At 61.2% G+C, this 16142-nt stretch carries 16 protein-coding genes; 6 read left to right on the top strand and 10 right to left on the bottom strand.

Annotation, left to right across the window (positions count from 1 at the left end):
- Positions 1 to 191: 191 nt before the first annotated feature.
- Genes CER19_RS17295 through cmoB form a run of 4 tightly spaced genes read left to right on the top strand, consistent with a single transcriptional unit; the run spans position 192 to position 2972 of the window.
- A complete protein-coding gene (locus tag CER19_RS17295) occupies positions 192 to 581 on the top strand; it encodes a protease inhibitor I42 family protein (RefSeq protein WP_116667272.1) in 390 nt (129 codons plus the stop codon).
- A gap of 1 nt (position 582) precedes the next feature.
- Complete coding sequence (locus tag CER19_RS17290; protein ID WP_116667271.1) at positions 583 to 1239, top strand: lysoplasmalogenase; 657 nt, start codon at positions 583 to 585, stop codon at positions 1237 to 1239.
- Positions 1240 to 1275: 36 nt separating this feature from the next.
- Complete coding sequence (gene cmoA, locus CER19_RS17285; protein ID WP_116667270.1) at positions 1276 to 2019, top strand: carboxy-S-adenosyl-L-methionine synthase CmoA; 744 nt, start codon at positions 1276 to 1278, stop codon at positions 2017 to 2019.
- The gene (gene cmoB / locus CER19_RS17280; RefSeq protein WP_116667269.1) at positions 2016 to 2972 is read left to right on the top strand and encodes a tRNA 5-methoxyuridine(34)/uridine 5-oxyacetic acid(34) synthase CmoB; all 957 of its coding nucleotides are present in this window, start codon (positions 2016 to 2018) and stop codon (positions 2970 to 2972) included. Before cmoA ends, cmoB begins: the two co-directional genes overlap by 4 nt.
- A gap of 140 nt (positions 2973 to 3112) precedes the next feature.
- Here cmoB and tadA read toward each other — a convergent pair whose 3' ends face one another.
- From tadA to lptF, 10 genes are all read right to left on the bottom strand, one after another.
- On the bottom strand, positions 3113 to 3610 hold the full coding sequence (gene tadA / locus CER19_RS17275; protein WP_116667268.1) for a tRNA adenosine(34) deaminase TadA: 498 nt from the start codon (positions 3608 to 3610) through the stop codon (positions 3113 to 3115).
- Positions 3610 to 4992: a multicopper oxidase family protein gene (locus CER19_RS17270; protein ID WP_116667295.1), complete on the bottom strand. Its 1383-nt coding sequence runs from the start codon at positions 4990 to 4992 to the stop codon at positions 3610 to 3612. Before CER19_RS17270 ends, tadA begins: the two co-directional genes overlap by 1 nt.
- A 249-nt stretch (positions 4993 to 5241) precedes the next feature.
- Complete coding sequence (gene pdxJ, locus CER19_RS17265) at positions 5242 to 5985, bottom strand: pyridoxine 5'-phosphate synthase (protein WP_069558075.1); 744 nt, start codon at positions 5983 to 5985, stop codon at positions 5242 to 5244.
- A gap of 51 nt (positions 5986 to 6036) precedes the next feature.
- Complete coding sequence (recO, locus tag CER19_RS17260; protein ID WP_116667267.1) at positions 6037 to 6726, bottom strand: DNA repair protein RecO; 690 nt, start codon at positions 6724 to 6726, stop codon at positions 6037 to 6039.
- Between the two features lie 194 nt (positions 6727 to 6920).
- A complete protein-coding gene (era, locus tag CER19_RS17255; protein WP_005785147.1) occupies positions 6921 to 7823 on the bottom strand; it encodes a GTPase Era in 903 nt (300 codons plus the stop codon).
- Complete coding sequence (rnc, locus tag CER19_RS17250) at positions 7816 to 8505, bottom strand: ribonuclease III (protein WP_003188856.1); 690 nt, start codon at positions 8503 to 8505, stop codon at positions 7816 to 7818. Before rnc ends, era begins: the two co-directional genes overlap by 8 nt.
- 144 nt (positions 8506 to 8649) lie before the next feature.
- On the bottom strand, positions 8650 to 9504 hold the full coding sequence (gene lepB / locus CER19_RS17245; RefSeq protein WP_116667266.1) for a signal peptidase I: 855 nt from the start codon (positions 9502 to 9504) through the stop codon (positions 8650 to 8652).
- A 5-nt stretch (positions 9505 to 9509) separates the two neighbouring features.
- Entirely contained in the window at positions 9510 to 11309 is a 1800-nt protein-coding gene (gene lepA, locus CER19_RS17240; RefSeq protein ID WP_116667265.1) for a translation elongation factor 4, read from the bottom strand.
- A gap of 257 nt (positions 11310 to 11566) precedes the next feature.
- Positions 11567 to 12646: an LPS export ABC transporter permease LptG gene (gene lptG, locus CER19_RS17230; RefSeq protein WP_003188851.1), complete on the bottom strand. Its 1080-nt coding sequence runs from the start codon at positions 12644 to 12646 to the stop codon at positions 11567 to 11569.
- The gene (lptF, locus tag CER19_RS17225) at positions 12639 to 13757 is read right to left on the bottom strand and encodes an LPS export ABC transporter permease LptF (protein WP_003188848.1); all 1119 of its coding nucleotides are present in this window, start codon (positions 13755 to 13757) and stop codon (positions 12639 to 12641) included. Before lptF ends, lptG begins: the two co-directional genes overlap by 8 nt.
- A gap of 284 nt (positions 13758 to 14041) precedes the next feature.
- Between lptF and CER19_RS17220 the strand changes: the two genes are divergently transcribed.
- Positions 14042 to 15532, top strand: a complete 1491-nt coding sequence (locus tag CER19_RS17220) for a leucyl aminopeptidase (RefSeq protein ID WP_116667264.1) — start codon at positions 14042 to 14044, stop codon at positions 15530 to 15532.
- Between the two features lie 178 nt (positions 15533 to 15710).
- Positions 15711 to 16139, top strand: coding sequence for a DNA polymerase III subunit chi (locus CER19_RS17215; protein ID WP_116667263.1), 429 nt, complete (start codon positions 15711 to 15713; stop codon positions 16137 to 16139).
- The last annotated feature ends 3 nt before the right edge of the window (positions 16140 to 16142 follow it).

Genomic DNA, 16142 nt, shown 5'->3' with positions numbered 1-16142 from the left:
CTAGCGCCTGGACTGGCCCCATCGCGGGCAAGCCCGGCTCCCACAGAGATCGGTGTTGTTAATGACAACGCGGTCAAGTGTGGGAGCGGGCTTGCCCGCGATGGCGCCAGCCGCCATACCGCCCGCCTCTTGTCACACCTTGTCTCATCTTCGGTTATGCTCCCCCTTCGTCGTGTATTAACGGAGCCTTCATGACCGCTGCCCGCCTGTTTCTCCCCTTGAGCCTTGCCCTGCTGGCCGGATGCGCCAGTGCCCCCAAGCAAAACGTCAGCGTGGACAACCAGAGCGCCTGCCCGCTCCAGCTTAAAAACGGGCAAAACCTGATCCTCACCCTGCCCAGCAACCCCACCACCGGATACCGCTGGGCCATCCAGGACTCCGCCGGCGGCGTGTTGCGCGCCTTGAGCCCCGAGGTCTACAGCAGCACCGAGTCCGGCGTGATCGGCGGTGGCGGCCAGTCCACCTGGCGCTTCCAGGCGTTTGCCGCAGGGCAAGGGCGTTTGCGCCTGACGTCCCAGCAACCTTGGGAGCCGGAGGCCGAACCTGTCGAATCCTTTGACTGCGCCATTACGGTGAACTGATATGCCATGGCTGATCCTTGCCTTGATGGGCGCCGGCACCTTTGTCTATGGCCTGGCGACCCATGCGACGCTGCTGTGCCTGCTGGTCAAGCCGCTGCCGGTGCTGGCGCTGCTGGGTTGGCTGCATGACGCACCGCCCACCGAGTATCGACGCTGGATCAGCCTGGGGTTGATTTTTTCGCTGGTGGGCGACGTGTTGCTCGCCTGGCCAGGCGACCTGTTCATCTTTGGCCTGGGCGCGTTTCTGTTCGCGCATTTGGCCTATCTCAAAGCTTATTTCAGTGACTGTCGGCGCTTGGCACTGCTGCCGCTGGCGCTGGCCCTCGGCGTGGGCGCAATTTTGCTGAGCATCCTGATCTCCCACGGCTTGGGTGAACTGCTGATACCCGTGGTGGTTTACGCACTGGTGATCAGCGCCATGCTCTGGCGTGCATTGGCGCGACTGGGCAGCGAGGTGCCCAAACGTTCGGCATGGCTGGCGGCGGCGGGTGCGGTGTCGTTTGTGGTTTCCGACGCGCTGATCGGCATCAATCGGTTTGTGCTGGCGTTCGAGGCAGCGCCGTATTTGCTGATCGCCACCTACTGGCTCGGGCAGTGGGGCATCACCGCCTCGGCTTTCCATCAGACAACCCGCGCATCCGAGGGCCAACTTGGCTAAAATGCCGGCCTTTCCCCCACCGTCGCCGGAACAACCGTGAGCAAAGAACCCGATCGCCTATTCGCCCAGCCCCTGCCCCTGGTGCCGGACTTCGCCTTTAACGAGGATGTGGTGCGGGTGTTCCCGGACATGATCAAGCGCTCGGTGCCGGGTTACCCCACCATCGTCGAGAACCTCGGCGTGCTGGCCGCGCAATTTGCCCAACCGGGTAGCGTACTGTATGACCTGGGCTCTTCCCTGGGTGCCGTGACCCAAGCCCTGCGTCGCCATGTACGCACCGAGGGTTGCCGGGTGATCGCCGTGGATAACTCCGCCGCGATGGTCGAGCGCTGCCGCGAATACCTCAATTGCCAGGACTCGATGTTCCAGGAGTTGCTGCCCGTGGAGGTGATCGAGGGCGATATTCTCGCCCTGCAATTCAAGCCCGCCTCGGTGGTGGCCCTGAACTTCACCCTGCAATTTATCGCCCCCGAGGAGCGCCTGGCGTTGCTGGGGCGCATTCGCCAGGCGCTGCTGCCGGGCGGGGCGTTGATCCTCTCGGAAAAGCTGCGCTTCAACGATGTAGATGAACACGCGCTGCTGACCGACCTGCATATCGCCTTCAAGCGCGCCAACGGCTACAGCGAACTGGAAATCGCCCAGAAGCGCAGTGCCATCGAAAACGTCATGAAGCCCGACAGCCTCGAAGAACATCGCGAACGCCTGCTGGCGGCCGGGTTCTCGAAAGTCGTGCCGTGGTTCCAGTGTCTTAACTTTGCCTCGTTGATTGCCTTGCCATGATTGATTTGTCTCCCCTCGCCCGCCACCTGGTCGGCACTCCCCTGGCCGTGTGGGCCCAGGGCCTGCAAGCGCAGCTCGATAGCAAAATGGAAAAGGGCCATGGCGACCTGGAGCGCTGGCAGAGCGCCTTGGATGCACTGCCGAAGATCCAGCCCAGCAGCGTAGATTTACTCAACGGCCTGGTGCTGGACACCGATTGCGACGACGCCACCCGCGCACAGATGCACACGGCGCTGATGGGCCTGAGCCCTTGGCGCAAAGGCCCGTTCCATCTGTTCGGCGTGCATGTGGACACCGAGTGGCGTTCGGACTGGAAGTGGTCGCGGGTCGCGCCGCACCTGGACCTCAAAGGCAAGCGTATCCTCGACGTGGGCTGCGGCAACGGCTACTACATGTGGCGCATGCTCGGCGCCGGGGCCGACAGCGTGATTGGCGTGGACCCCAACTGGCTGTTCTTCTGCCAGTTCCAGGCGGTGCAGCGCTACTTGTCCGAGCCCAAGGCCTGGCACTTGCCGTTCCCGTTCGAAGACTTGCCGGCGAACCTGGAAGGCTTTGACACGGTATTTTCCATGGGCGTGTTCTACCACCGCCGCTCGCCCATCGAGCATTTACTGGCGTTGAAGGACACCCTGGTCAAGGGCGGCGAGTTGGTGTTGGAAACATTGGTGGTGGAAGGCGACCAACAACAAGTGCTGGTGCCGGAAGACCGTTATGCACAGATGCGCAATGTATGGTTCCTGCCGTCAGTGCCGGCGTTGATGCTGTGGCTGCGCCGGGCCGGGTTCAGTGATGTGCGGTGCGTGGATGTGAGCGTGACCACGGTTGAGGAACAGCGTGGGACGCAGTGGATGAAGTATCAGTCGCTGAGTGATTTCCTGGACCCTGAGGATCACAGCAAGACCATTGAAGGGCTGCCGGCGCCGATGCGGGCGGTGATCATCGCTCGCAAATAACACCACTCTCCTCCTGAATAAATGGAGATCAAAGGTGGGAGCTGGCTTGCCTGCGATAGCGGTGGGTCAGTCAATATTGGGCTGACTGACAGATTGCTATCGCAGGCAAGCCAGCTCCCACATTGCTACTTCAGTGTCCTTTAGAGTGTTGGTTTAGCTCGGCGAGCCTTGAAGAACTCGCTGAGGACAGCCCCACACTCCTCGGCCAACACCCCGCCTTCAAACAACACCCGATGATTCAAAAAGCCCTGGGTAAAAAACTGCCCCTGGCTTTGCACGATGCCCGCCTTCGGCTCCAGCGCGCCATACACTACCCGCGCAACCCGCGAATGCACGATCAACCCCGCGCACATGCTGCACGGTTCCAGCGTCACGTACAGCGTGCTGCCCACCAGCCGATAGTTGCTGATCGCTTGCGCAGCATCGCGGATCGCGACCATTTCGGCATGGGCGCTGGGGTCGTTGCCGCTGATGGGGCAGTTGAAGCCGCGGCCGATGATTTCACCGTCCTGCACCAGCACCGCACCCACCGGCACTTCGCCCAATGCAGCGCCTTGAGCGGCGAGCGCCAGGGCTTCGCGCATAAAGTCCTGGTCGCGGCTGCGGTCGATAATCGCGGCGGGGCGAATCTGGCGCATCACGCCACCTCGATGGCGGCCATCAGGCCGGTTTCCATGTGGTCGATCACATGGCAATGGAACATCCACACCCCTGGGTTATCCGCCACCAAGGCCACGCGGGCGCGCTCGTTCTTGCCCAGCAGGTAGGTGTCGGTGAAATACGGGATCACCTTGTGGCGGTTGGACGCAAGCACCTTGAAGCTCATGCCGTGCAAGTGGATCGGGTGCTGGTACTGGGTCATGTTCTTCAATTCGAAAATGTAGCTCTTGCCCTTCTCCAGCTTGGCAATCGGGCGGTCGGCGCAGGTCTTGTCGGTGATGTCCCAGGCTTGGCCGTTGATCTGCCACAGGCTCGGTGGCTTGCCGTTTTCGACATTGACCGACACTGAACCGACCCATTCGAAATTGAAGTTGAGTTTCTCGGCATTGGCCAGGTCTGGCTCGGCGACCGGGTTGGCCGGCAATGCTGGTGGCCATGCGGTAGGCGCGTCGGTATTGGCGACAGAGCGGAAGGTGCCAAGGCGCACCGGGCCGTTGCGCAGCGACAGCTCTTCCCCCGCCGGCGGCGCCTTGATCGCCAGGCAGATGCGCATGCCCGGGCCCAGCCAATATTCCTTGCCCAGCGGGCGCGGCTCGATAGGGTTGCCGTCCAACGCATAGATCTGCGCTTCGACACCGGGAATATTGAGGCGATAGGTCAGGGTGTTGTCGAGGTTGAGCAGCCGCACGCGGGTGATTTGCCCGGCAGGTAGCTCGATGACCGCCTGGGGCACGCCGTTGATAGTCGAGAGGCGCCCGGCCGTGCCGCCACGCGCCGCTTCACGGGGGATGCTGAACTCGACGAACGCACCCTCTTCGTCGATGTGCCAGTTCTTCAGGCTCAAGGTGCGTTCGTACTTGAAACCGGTGGGTTCGCGCTCTTCCACGATCAACGGGCCGACCAGTCCACGGCCGAGTTCTTCGCTGCTGCTGACATGGGGGTGGTACCAGTAACTGCCGGCATCGGGCACGCGGAATTTATAGTCGAAGTATTCGCCAGGCAGCACCGGCAATTGCGAGACGTAGGGCACGCCGTCCATTTCCAACGGCAGGCGGATGCCGTGCCAGTGGATGGTGGTGGCGACCGGCAGGTGATTGATAAAGCGTACCCGCAGCCATTCGCCTTGGCGCACTCGCAACTCGGTGCCAGGGGCCGAAGGGCCGAACGCCCAGGCCTGAGTCTTGTGCCCCGGCACCAACTCTACGTCCAGGGGCGCGGCAATCAACTCGTAATCGTGCCCGGCCTCGGACTCAGCGACTTTCCCCAGCCAATAGCGGTAGCCACCGCCGGCACCGACGCCTACTACGGCCAGGCCAGCAAGACCACCCAGGATTTGTCGACGGGAAAAGGATCGGGACACAACAACCTCGCGTATCTGCCGCAGGCCAAGGGCCCGCAAAGGGCTGATACGATACACCTGCGTCGGCTAAACAGTAAGGCTTCGCATTGCCGCATGGCGCAATTGTAAAACCCGATGAAGATCAAATGTGGGAGCGGGCTTGCTCGCGAATGCGGGGTCTCAGTAAATGCATCTTTAACTGACCCACCGCATTCGCGAGCAAGCCCGCTCCCACATTTTGGCCCTCAGTGTTCTTTAGACTGCGTTCACTCAGGCCTTGGCGGCGGCCAGGATCAGGGCTTTCATCTCGGCCACGGCGCCTTTGAAACCGACGAACAGCGCGTGCGCGACCAGCGCATGGCCGATGTTCAGTTCATTGATACCCTTGATCGCGGCCACGGCTTCGACGTTGTGATAGTGCAAGCCATGGCCGGCATTGACGATCAAACCCTCGTTGAGCCCGCAGTTCACGCCGTCGATGATGCGCTGCAACTCGTCGGCCACTTCGGTCGGCGTGGTGGCATCGGCATATCGGCCAGTGTGCAGCTCGATCGCCGGGGCGCCCACGCGGCGGGAGGCTTCGATCTGGCGTTCGTCGGCGTCGATGAACAGCGAGACTTCGCTGCCGATCCGCGACAGACGCTCCACTGCGGCCTTGATCCGCGCTTCCTGGCCCGCGACGTCGAGGCCGCCTTCGGTGGTCAACTCCTGGCGGGTTTCCGGTACCAGGCAGATATGCGCCGGGCGGATGCGCTCGGCGAACGCCATCATTTCTTCGGTCACGCCCATTTCGAAGTTCATGCGGGTTTGCAGCACGTCCTTGAGCAGCAACACGTCGCGCTCCTGGATGTGGCGGCGGTCTTCGCGCAGGTGCACGGTGATGCCGTCGGCGCCCGCTTCTTCGGCGTCCAGCGCGGCCTTGACCGGGTCAGGGTAACGGGTGCCCCGGGCCTGGCGCAGGGTGGCGACGTGGTCGATGTTGACGCCAAGAAGAATGCGATTGCTGGTGGTCACGGAAGCGCTCCTGAAAAGGGAAAGAATCGGTGCACAGCATACACGGGGATGTCAGGGCTTTCGAAACAACTCGCGACTGACCAGCGGCCGCCCGCCCAGGTGCACAGCCAGGGCCTGGCGCATCAGGCGCTTGGCAGCGGACAGCGCACCGGGAGCGTGCCAGTCGGCTTCGCTCATGGCCAGCAGTTCGGTGCCCTGGAACAGGCCGGGTTGCAGCAGGTACACACGTTCAAGCCCTGCATCGACTTGCAGGCGATACATGCCATCGGCGGCGATGGGCTCGCCGTGCAAGTCGTTGGCCAGTTCGAAGCCGTAGCCAAGGTCGTCGAGCAAACGCCATTCGAACGCGCGCAGCAGCGGTTCCAGCGGACGGCCTTCAGCGAGGGCAAGCAAGGTGGCAGCGTAGTGATCGAAGACCGCCGGGTGTGGGTCTTCGGCGGGCAACAGGCGAATCAGCAGTTCATTGAGGTAAAGGCCGCTGAACAGCGCATCGCCATTCAGCCAGGCCGAGGTGCCAACGCTTTCCAGGCGGCCGACGTTTTTCAGCTCGCCCTTGCCGCGAAACTCCACGTCCAGCGCCACGAACGGCCGCGCCAAGGTGCCCGCCTTGCCCCGTGCGCTGCGCAATACCGCGCGCAGGCGGCCTTGGGGGGTGAGGAAGTCAACCAGCGCGCTGGTTTCGCGGTAGGCGCGGCTGTGCAGGACGTAGGCGAGTTGGCTGGGGGGTGGGGATTGCGACATGAGACGGGGAATCTCTAAAGAAGGAGAGCGCTTTTGTGGCGAGGGAGCTTGCTCCCGCTGGGCTGCGAAGCAGCCCCTCTAGCAGTCACCGAGTTATACCTGAAAAACCTCGTCGACCTTGTTGGGGCCGCTCCGCGGCCCAGCGGGAGCAAGCTCCCTCGCCACAGCAAGCCCGCCAGTCATCGTGCAACCCGTTACAGGTCGCCATAGCCCAGGGAGCGCAACGCACGCTCATCATCGGACCAGCCACCCTTAACCTTCACCCACAGGTTGAGCATGATCTTGGAGTCGAACAGCAACTCCATGTCCTTGCGCGCTTCGGTGCCGATGCGCTTGATACGCTCGCCCTTGTCGCCAATGATGATTTTCTTCTGGCCGTCACGTTCGACGAGGATCAGCGCATGGATATGCAAGGTCTTGCCCTGCTGCTTGAACTCTTCGATTTCGACGGTGATCTGGTACGGCAGCTCGGCGCCCATCTGGCGCATGATTTTCTCGCGGACCAGTTCAGCGGCAAGGAAACGGCTGCTGCGGTCGGTGATCTGGTCTTCCGGGAAGAAGTGCTCGTTTTCCGGCAGGTAACCGGCGATCACGCGCTCCAGGGCTTCGAGGTTGTGGCCGTGCTGGGCCGAGATCGGCATGATCTGGGCGTTCGGCAGTTGTTCCTGCAACCAGGTCAGGTGCGGCATCAGCTCGGCTTTGTCTTCGATACGGTCGGTCTTGTTCAGCGCGACGATCAACGGGCCGGTCACGTATTGCACACGCTCGAGGACCATCTGGTCTTCGTCGGTCCACTTAGTGCGGTCGACCACGAAGATCACCACGTCGACGTCTTTCAACGCGGCCGAGGCGGTCTTGTTCATGTAGCGGTTCAGGGCTTTCTCGCCACCTTTGTGCATGCCAGGGGTATCGACATACACCGCTTGCACATTGCCTTCGGTCTTGATGCCCAGCATGTTGTGGCGAGTGGTCTGGGGCTTGCGCGAGGTGATCGCGAGCTTCTGGCCGAGGATGTGGTTGAGCAGCGTGGACTTGCCCACGTTCGGACGGCCGACGATGGCAACATAGCCACAGCGTGTTGCGGTTGAATCAGTCATGGCCATTCTCCACGCCCAGGGCAATCAGTGCTGCAGCGGCCGCTACCTGTTCGGCAATACGACGGCTCACACCCTGACCTCGGCTTTTTTCGTTCAATAAAGTGATTTCACATTCCACGAAGAACACCCGGCAATGGGGCTCGCCCTGGATATCCACCACTTCGTAACGTGGCAGTTCGCACCCGCGCGACTGCAGGTATTCCTGCAGGCGGGTCTTGGGATCCTTGTTGGTGTCGACCAACGTCAGGCTTTCGATTTCCGAAGCCAACCAGGCGACCACGCGCTCCTTGGCCGTCTCCATGCCTGCATCGAGGTAGATCGCGCCGATCAAGGCTTCCAGGGCATCAGCCAGGATTGACTCGCGACGGAAACCGCCGCTTTTCAACTCACCGGAACCCAGCCGCAGGTACTCGCCCAGGCCGAAGCCCCGGGCCAGCACGGCCAGGGTCTCGCCTTTCACAAGGCGTGCGCGCAGGCGCGAAAGCTGGCCTTCTCGCGCTTGGGGGAAGCGCTCGAACAGCGCCTCGCCGGCGGCGAAATTGAGGATAGCGTCACCGAGGAATTCCAGGCGCTCGTTATTGCGCCCTGCAAAGCTGCGGTGTGTGAGGGCAAGGACCATCAATTCCTGGTCCTTGAAGGTGTAGCCGAGCTGACGCTCGAGACGACTTAGAGAAACGGTCACGGTTTATCCATATCTAGTTGATGGCACCGGCGGCCATCGACGATTGACGCAGTGTTCAAATTCAAATCCTGATGGGTACCGGGCATCGGAAAATGTCCAAGCCCCAGAAAAGCATTCGGCGCTGTGTTCACAGCGCCGCTTGTATTACTTGATCAGCCCGACCCGCGAGAAGTTCGGCAGGTGGCTGAGCTTGGGTTCCGGCCAACTCATCCAGACCGCGAAGGCTTTGCCGACAATGTTCTCGTCAGGCACCATGCCCAGCAGGTCCTTGGGAATGTTGGGGTCATCCCAATAGCGGCTGTCGTTGGAGTTGTCGCGGTTGTCGCCCATCATGAAGTAGTGCCCGGCAGGCACTTTCCACTGGCCATCCGGCATCGCGCGGTAGCGGCTCATTTCCTTGCGGATTTCGTGCTCCACCGCACCGAGTTTTTCCTGGTACAGCTCAGCGCTGCCCAAGGTGTTCGGCTCGGCGCCCAGCAGCTTCTCGGCCACCGACTCACCGTTGATGAACAGGCGCTTGTCGCTGGTGTAGCGCACCACGTCGCCCGGCAGGCCGACCACACGCTTGATGTAGTTGACGTTCGGGTCGCTTGGGTAGCGGAACACCATCACATCGCCGCGCTGCGGGTCACCCACGGGGATGACTTTCTTGTCGATCACCGGCAGGCGAATGCCGTAGGAAAACTTGTTCACCAGGATGAAGTCGCCCACATCCAGGGTCGGTTTCATCGACCCCGAAGGGATCTGGAACGGCTCTACCAGAAACGAGCGCAACACCAGCACGATGAACAACACCGGAAAGAACGACTTGCCGTACTCAACCAGCAAGGGCTCTTTGTTCAGCTTCTCGACCACCACCGCATCGGGCTGGCTGACGCTGCCCTGATAGGAGGCGATGGCCGCCCGCCGACGCGGGGCGAAGAACACCAGATCGAGCAACGCCAGGAGACCACAGACGGCAACGGCGATGACCAGCAACAGCGGGAAATTTAGTGACATAGGACCTAACTATCCAACCTGAGCACCGCAAGGAAGGCTTCTTGTGGAATTTCCACGTTACCCACTTGCTTCATGCGTTTTTTACCGGCCTTTTGCTTCTCAAGCAGCTTGCGCTTACGGCTTACGTCACCGCCGTAGCATTTGGCCAGTACGTTCTTTCTGAGAGCCTTGACGGAAGTCCGCGCAATGATCTGCCCGCCAATGGCGGCCTGGATCGCGACGTCGAACATCTGGCGCGGAATCAGTTCTTTCATCTTCTCGGTCAACTGGCGACCTTTGTAGTGCGCGTTGTCCTTGTGCACGATCAGTGCCAGGGCATCGACCTTGTCGCCGTTGATCAACACATCCAGTTTCACCAGATTAGCCGATTGATAACGATCGAAATGGTAGTCCAGCGAAGCATAGCCGCGGCTGGTGGATTTGAGACGGTCGAAGAAGTCCAGGACCACTTCGTTCATCGGCAAATCGTAGGTCACTTGCACCTGGGTACCGAGGAACAGCATGTCGTGCTGCACGCCGCGCTTTTCGATACACAAGGTAATCACGTTGCCCAGGTGTTCCTGTGGCACAAGAATATTGGCGCGCACAATCGGTTCGCGCATGTCTTCGATGGAAGACAGATCTGGGAGCTTGGACGGGTTGTCGACATAAATCGTTTCACCGGTTTTCAGCGCCAGCTCAAAAATAACGGTCGGCGCTGTGGTGATCAGGTCCAGATCGTATTCGCGCTCAAGGCGCTCCTGGATGATTTCCATGTGCAGCATGCCCAGGAACCCGCAACGGAAGCCGAAGCCCAGGGCGTCGGAGCTTTCCGGGGTGTACTGCAGCGACGAATCGTTGAGGGTCAGTTTCTGCAGAGCCTCACGGAAGTCTTCGAAGTCGTCGGAGCTGACCGGGAACAGGCCGGCGTAGACCTGCGGCTGGATGCGTTTGAAGCCCGGCAGCACGTCTACGTCAGGCGTAGAGCTCAAAGTCAGGGTGTCACCGACCGGCGCACCGTGGATGTCTTTGATACCGGCGATGATGAAGCCTACTTCGCCGGCTTTCAGATCAGTGGTGGCGGTGTGCTTGGGGTTGAATACACCAACGCTGTCCACCAGGTGGATCTTGCCGGTGGACTTGACCAGGATCTTGTCGCCCTTCTTCACACGGCCATGGCGCACGCGTACCAGGGAGACAACCCCCAGGTAGTTGTCGAACCAGGAGTCGATGATCAACGCTTGCAGCGGATCTTCGTAGTTGCCGGTAGGGGCGGGAATGGTCTTGACCAGGCGCTCGAGCACTTCGTCGACGCCCAGACCGGTCTTGGCGCGGCACTCGACGGCGTCGGTGGCGTCAATGCCAATGATTTTTTCGATTTCTTCTTTGACGCGATCAGGATCGGCTTGAGGCAAGTCGATCTTGTTCAGCACCGGCATGACTTCCAGGCCCTGCTCGATGGCGGTGTAGCAGTTGGCCACGGACTGGGCTTCAACGCCCTGCCCCGCGTCCACCACCAGCAATGCGCCTTCGCAGGCCGCCAGGGACCGGCTGACTTCATAGGTAAAGTCGACGTGGCCTGGGGTGTCAATGAAGTTCAGCTGGTACTTGATACCGTCTTTGGCGGTGTAGTACAGGGTAACGCTGTGGGCCTTGATGGTGATCCCGCGCTCGCGTTCGAGGTCCATGGAATCCAGTACCTGGGCTTCCATTTCACGTTCGGCAAGGCCACCGCACATCTGGATAAATCGATCGGCCAGCGTCGACTTGCCATGGTCAATGTGGGCGATGATGGAGAAATTGCGGATATGACTCAAATCACTCACGGATCAACACTCAAAAAGGCTGCAGGCAGATTGCCCGCTGAAAAATAGCCGGGAATTGTACCTGATGCTCAGGCCAGACGTCATCTTTGCTGACCAATACAAAAAAGCCCCACTTTAATGGGGCTTAAAACTGTAGGAGCGAGCTTGCTCGCGAAAATCGCCAACGATAACGCGCTTGTCCAGGATGAACGCGGCGTTTCGCAGATTTTCGCGAGCAAGCTCGCTCCTACAGTGAGTGGCATTTCGCGAGCGCGGCTTCAACCGGCCCGGCGCAGCAGCCAGAATCCGGCCACGGCACAAATGGCCGTGGGCACCAGCACCGCAAACAGCGGCGAGAAGCCGAATACCAGACTCGACGGCCCGAGCAAGTCCTGGGCGATGCGGAAGGTGAAGCCCACCAGCACGCCGGTAAATACCCGTTGGCCCAGGGTCACGGAGCGCAATGGCCCGAAAATGAAGGAAATCGCCATCAACACCAAGGCGGCGGTAACCACCGGTTGCAAGACTTTCACCCAGAACGCCAGCCAGTAGCGGCCATTGTTCAAACCCTGCTCCTTGAGGTAGTGGATATAGCTCCACAAACCGGAGATCGGCAGGGCTTCCGGCACCATGACCACAGTGTTGAGCAATTCCGGCTTGAGGGCGATATCCCACTGCTCGGTCGGCACGTTGACCACTTCGGTGCTGGACTGGGTGCCCTGGCCCACGTTACGGAAGTGCGTGGTGGTGACGTCACTCAGTTGCCATTGCTCGCCACTGTACTGCGCGCGCTTGGCGAAGCTGGACGACAACATATGCCGCTCTTTGTCGAAGGTGTAGCGGGTCACCCCGATCAACAGGCCCCCCGGTTGCACGGCGTTGATGTGGATGAACTCGTCACCCTGGCGGTGCCACAGGCCATGCTTGGCGCTTTGCGCATCGCCCGAACCCTGGGCCAGGGCGCGATTGGCCTGAGCGGTGGCTTCGGCCGGTGGCGCGACGTATTCACCGATCAGCACGCTGCAGGCCATCAGCAGCAGCATCGGCTTCATCACCGCCCAGACGATACGGCCGATGGACACCCCGGCGGCGCGCATGATGGTCAGCTCGCTGTTGCTGGCCAGGGTGCCCAGGCCGATCAGGCAGCCGATCAGCGCGGCCATTGGCATCATGTCGTAAAGACGACGCGGCGCGGTCAGTGCTACGTAGCTCAGCACGTCCGTGACTGTGTAAGTGTCAGTAACGTTGCCCACTTCATCAATGAAGGCGAACAACAAGGCCAGGCCGAGGATGATGCCCAGTACCGCCAGGATGGCGATCAGTACGCTAATGCCGATGTAGCGATCAAGCTTAGCCACGAGCCAACTCCTTCAGGCCACGACGGCTCTTCATTTTCAAACGGATAGGTTCCCAGTAGAGCAGCCCCAGGCCGATCATCAGGAAAACCCCGTGTACCCACCACAGGCCCAGGGCCGGCGGCAACTTGCCCTTCTCCAGGGAACCACGGGCAGAAATCAAGATGGTCAGGTAAGCCATGTACAGCAGGATCGCCGGCAGCAACTTGAGGAAACGCCCCTGGCGCGGGTTGACGCGTGACAGCGGCACGGCCATCAGGGTCACGATAAACACCAGCAGCGGCAGGGACAGGCGCCATTGCAACTCGGCGATGGAGCGCAATTCCGGGCTGCCGAACAGCGATGAGGTGGGCAGCGCGTCGCGGTCGGTGACCTCGTCACTGATCTCGGCCTTGGGCAGCATGACGCCATAGGTGTCGTACTTGATCGCCCGATAATCCGCCAGGCCAGGGCTGCCGTCGTAGCGGTAGCCGTTTTCCAGGATCAGGTAGCGGTTGCCATCGGGACGGATTTCCTGGCGCCCGCTGTCGGCCACCAGGATGGTAATGCCACGGTCTTTCTGGTTCTGGCCGAGGTTCTTCTGGGAAATGAACACGCCGCCGAGGTTGGAGCGGTCGTCGGTCATGGTTTCGGTGTAGGTCACCCGCGAACCGTCGCTGAGCGCCTGGAAGCGACCGGGCTCGAGTGTGTCGAACTCAGTCATCGCATCCTGTTTGTTCAGCAGCAACTGGAACTGCATGGCCCCCTGGGGCGCCAGGCTCATGCTCAACCAGGCCACTACCAGAGCAACGCCGGCGGCAGGCACCATGGTCATGGCCAGCAGGCGCTGCTGGCTCATGCCGGTAGCCGACAGCACGGTCATCTCGCTTTCCAGGTACAGCCGGCCATAAGCCAGCAATATGCCGAGAAACAGGCCAAGCGGCAGGATCAACTGGAGCATACCGGGCATCCGGTAGCCCATGATCAGGAACAGTGACCCCGGATCCAGGGCGCCAGCGGCGGCTTGGGCCAGGAACTTGACGAAACGACCACTCATGATGATGACCAGTAACACCGCACTCACGGCACTCAGGGTCAACAGGACTTCGCGGGACAGATAACGGAAGACAATCAAACCAGACACTCCAGGGTTGTCAGGCTAAGGCGGCCAAACAAGCAAGCATACCGAGTCGACCCGTTTACCACGGGCCGGCTAAAAAGATGGCGCATTATCCTGTGATTGACCGCGCCTGTCACGGAGCTTACTCATGCGCACGCACAAAGCGTGCGCCAAGGGTTGTCAGGCTCCGCTGGCGAGGTTCAAACTGCGGCCTTTGTCGCTGGCGGTTTACAACGCTGCCGAGCTTTAAAGCCGGAGTACAAGCTCCCGGCTCACAGACCTTGATAAGGGACCCGAAAATGGAATTGGTTGTAAAAAGCGTTAGCCCCGAAACGTTGAAAACCGCCACCCTCGTGGTCGCTGTCGGCGAAGGCCGCACACTCGGCGTCGCCGCCAAGCAACTGGACGAACTGAGCGGCGGCGCTATCAGCGCCGTGCTCAAGCGCGGCGACCTGGCCGGCAAGGTCGGCCAGAGCCTGCTGCTGCAGAGCCTGCCCAACCTTAAAGCCGAGCGCGTTTTGCTGGTGGGCGTGGGCAAGGATGCCGAACTGGGCGACCGTCCGTTTCGCAAGATCGTCAGCGGCATCCTCACCACCCTCAAGGGCCTGGGCGGCAGCGATGCGGTGCTGGCACTCGATGAAATCGTGGTCAAGGGCCGCGACAGCTACGGCAAGACCCGTCTGCTGGCCGAGTCGCTGGTGGACGGCGGCTATATTTTCGACCAGTTCAAGAGCCAGAAAGCCGAACCCCGCGCCCTGAAGAAAATCACCCTGCTGACCATCAAGGCTGCCCAGGCTGAAGTTCAGCGCGCCGTGACCCACGCCCAGGCCATCGCCAACGGCATGTCGTTCACTCGCGACCTGGGCAACCTGCCGCCGAACATCTGCCACCCGACATTCCTGGGCGAGCAGGCCAAGGCATTGGGCAAAGAGTTCAAGGGCTTGAAGGTTGAAGTGCTGGACGAGAAGAAGATCAAGGACCTGGGCATGGGCTCGTTCTATGCCGTAGGCCAGGGCAGCGACCAGCCGCCACGCCTGATCGTGATGCAATACAACGGCGGCAAGAAATCCGAGAGGCCTTACGCCCTGGTGGGTAAAGGCATCACCTTCGACACCGGCGGCATCAGCCTCAAGCCGGGCGCAGGCATGGATGAAATGAAATACGACATGGGCGGCGCCGCCAGCGTGTTCGGTACCCTGCGTGCCGTGCTGGAACTCAAGCTGCCGATCAACCTGGTGTGCATCCTGGCCTGTGCCGAGAACATGCCAAGCGGCGGCGCGGCTCGCCCAGGCGATATCGTCACCACCATGAGCGGCCAGACTGTGGAGATCCTCAACACCGACGCCGAAGGCCGTCTGGTGCTGTGCGATGCCCTGACCTACGCCGAGCGCTTCAAGCCCCAGGCCGTGATCGACATCGCCACCCTGACCGGTGCCTGCATCGTCGCCCTGGGCTCCCACACCTCGGGCCTGCTGGGCAATAATGACGAACTGATCGAGCAACTGCTCAGCGCCGGCAAGGCCGCCGACGACCGCGCCTGGCAACTGCCGCTGTTCGATGAGTATCAGGAGCAGCTCGACAGCCCGTTCGCCGACATCGCCAACATCGGTGGCCCGAAAGCCGGCACCATCACCGCGGCCTGCTTCCTGTCGCGCTTTGCCAAGAACTTCAACTGGGCTCACCTGGACATCGCCGGCACGGCCTGGACCAGCGGCGGCAAGGACAAGGGCGCCACTGGCCGTCCGGTCCCCCTGCTGACCCAATACCTGCTGGATCGCGCCAAAGCTTAAGCGGCCTCTGCGCCCCCTTGTAGGAGCGAGCTTGCTGTGGCGAGGGAGCTTGCTCCCGTTGACTGCGTAGCAGTCCCCGGCTTTTTAGGGGCGCTCCGCCCCCCAGCGCAAGCAAGCTGGCTCGCCACAGCAAGCTCGCTCCTACAGGGGGGCAACCAGGCCAGCCCCAGGATTTCCAATGCCCCAAGTCGACTTCTATATATTGCCCAGCGCCGATCCACTCGCGCGCCTGGACTTTGCCTGCAAACTCACCGAAAAAGCCTGGCGCATGGGCCATCGTATCTACCTGCATTGCAGCGATGCCGCCCAACGTGACGAACTTGATGCCCGTCTGTGGCGCTTCAAGGGCGAAACGTTCGTGCCCCACGGCCCCGCCGAATCCGAACCTGAAAGCCTGGTTGTGCTGGGTTTGGGGGACAGTTGCGGCGATCACCATGACTTGCTGGTCAACCTCGACCTGAAAGTACCGGCCTTTGCCAAAGCGTTCGCCCGTGTGGCGGAAGTGGTGGTGGAAGACCCGGCTATTCGTCAGGCTGCGCGGGAGAGTTTCCGTTTCTACCGTGAACAGGGCTATCCTCTGCAGGATCACCGGCTACAACGACTTTGAGTA

Origin of the sequence: Pseudomonas sp. GL93, from assembly GCF_003408955.1 — a bacterium.
Lineage (GTDB): Bacteria > Pseudomonadota > Gammaproteobacteria > Pseudomonadales > Pseudomonadaceae > Aquipseudomonas > Aquipseudomonas paracarnis.
The sequence above is the reverse complement of the archived record's forward strand: the minus strand, read 5'-3'. Positions and strand labels throughout refer to the sequence as shown.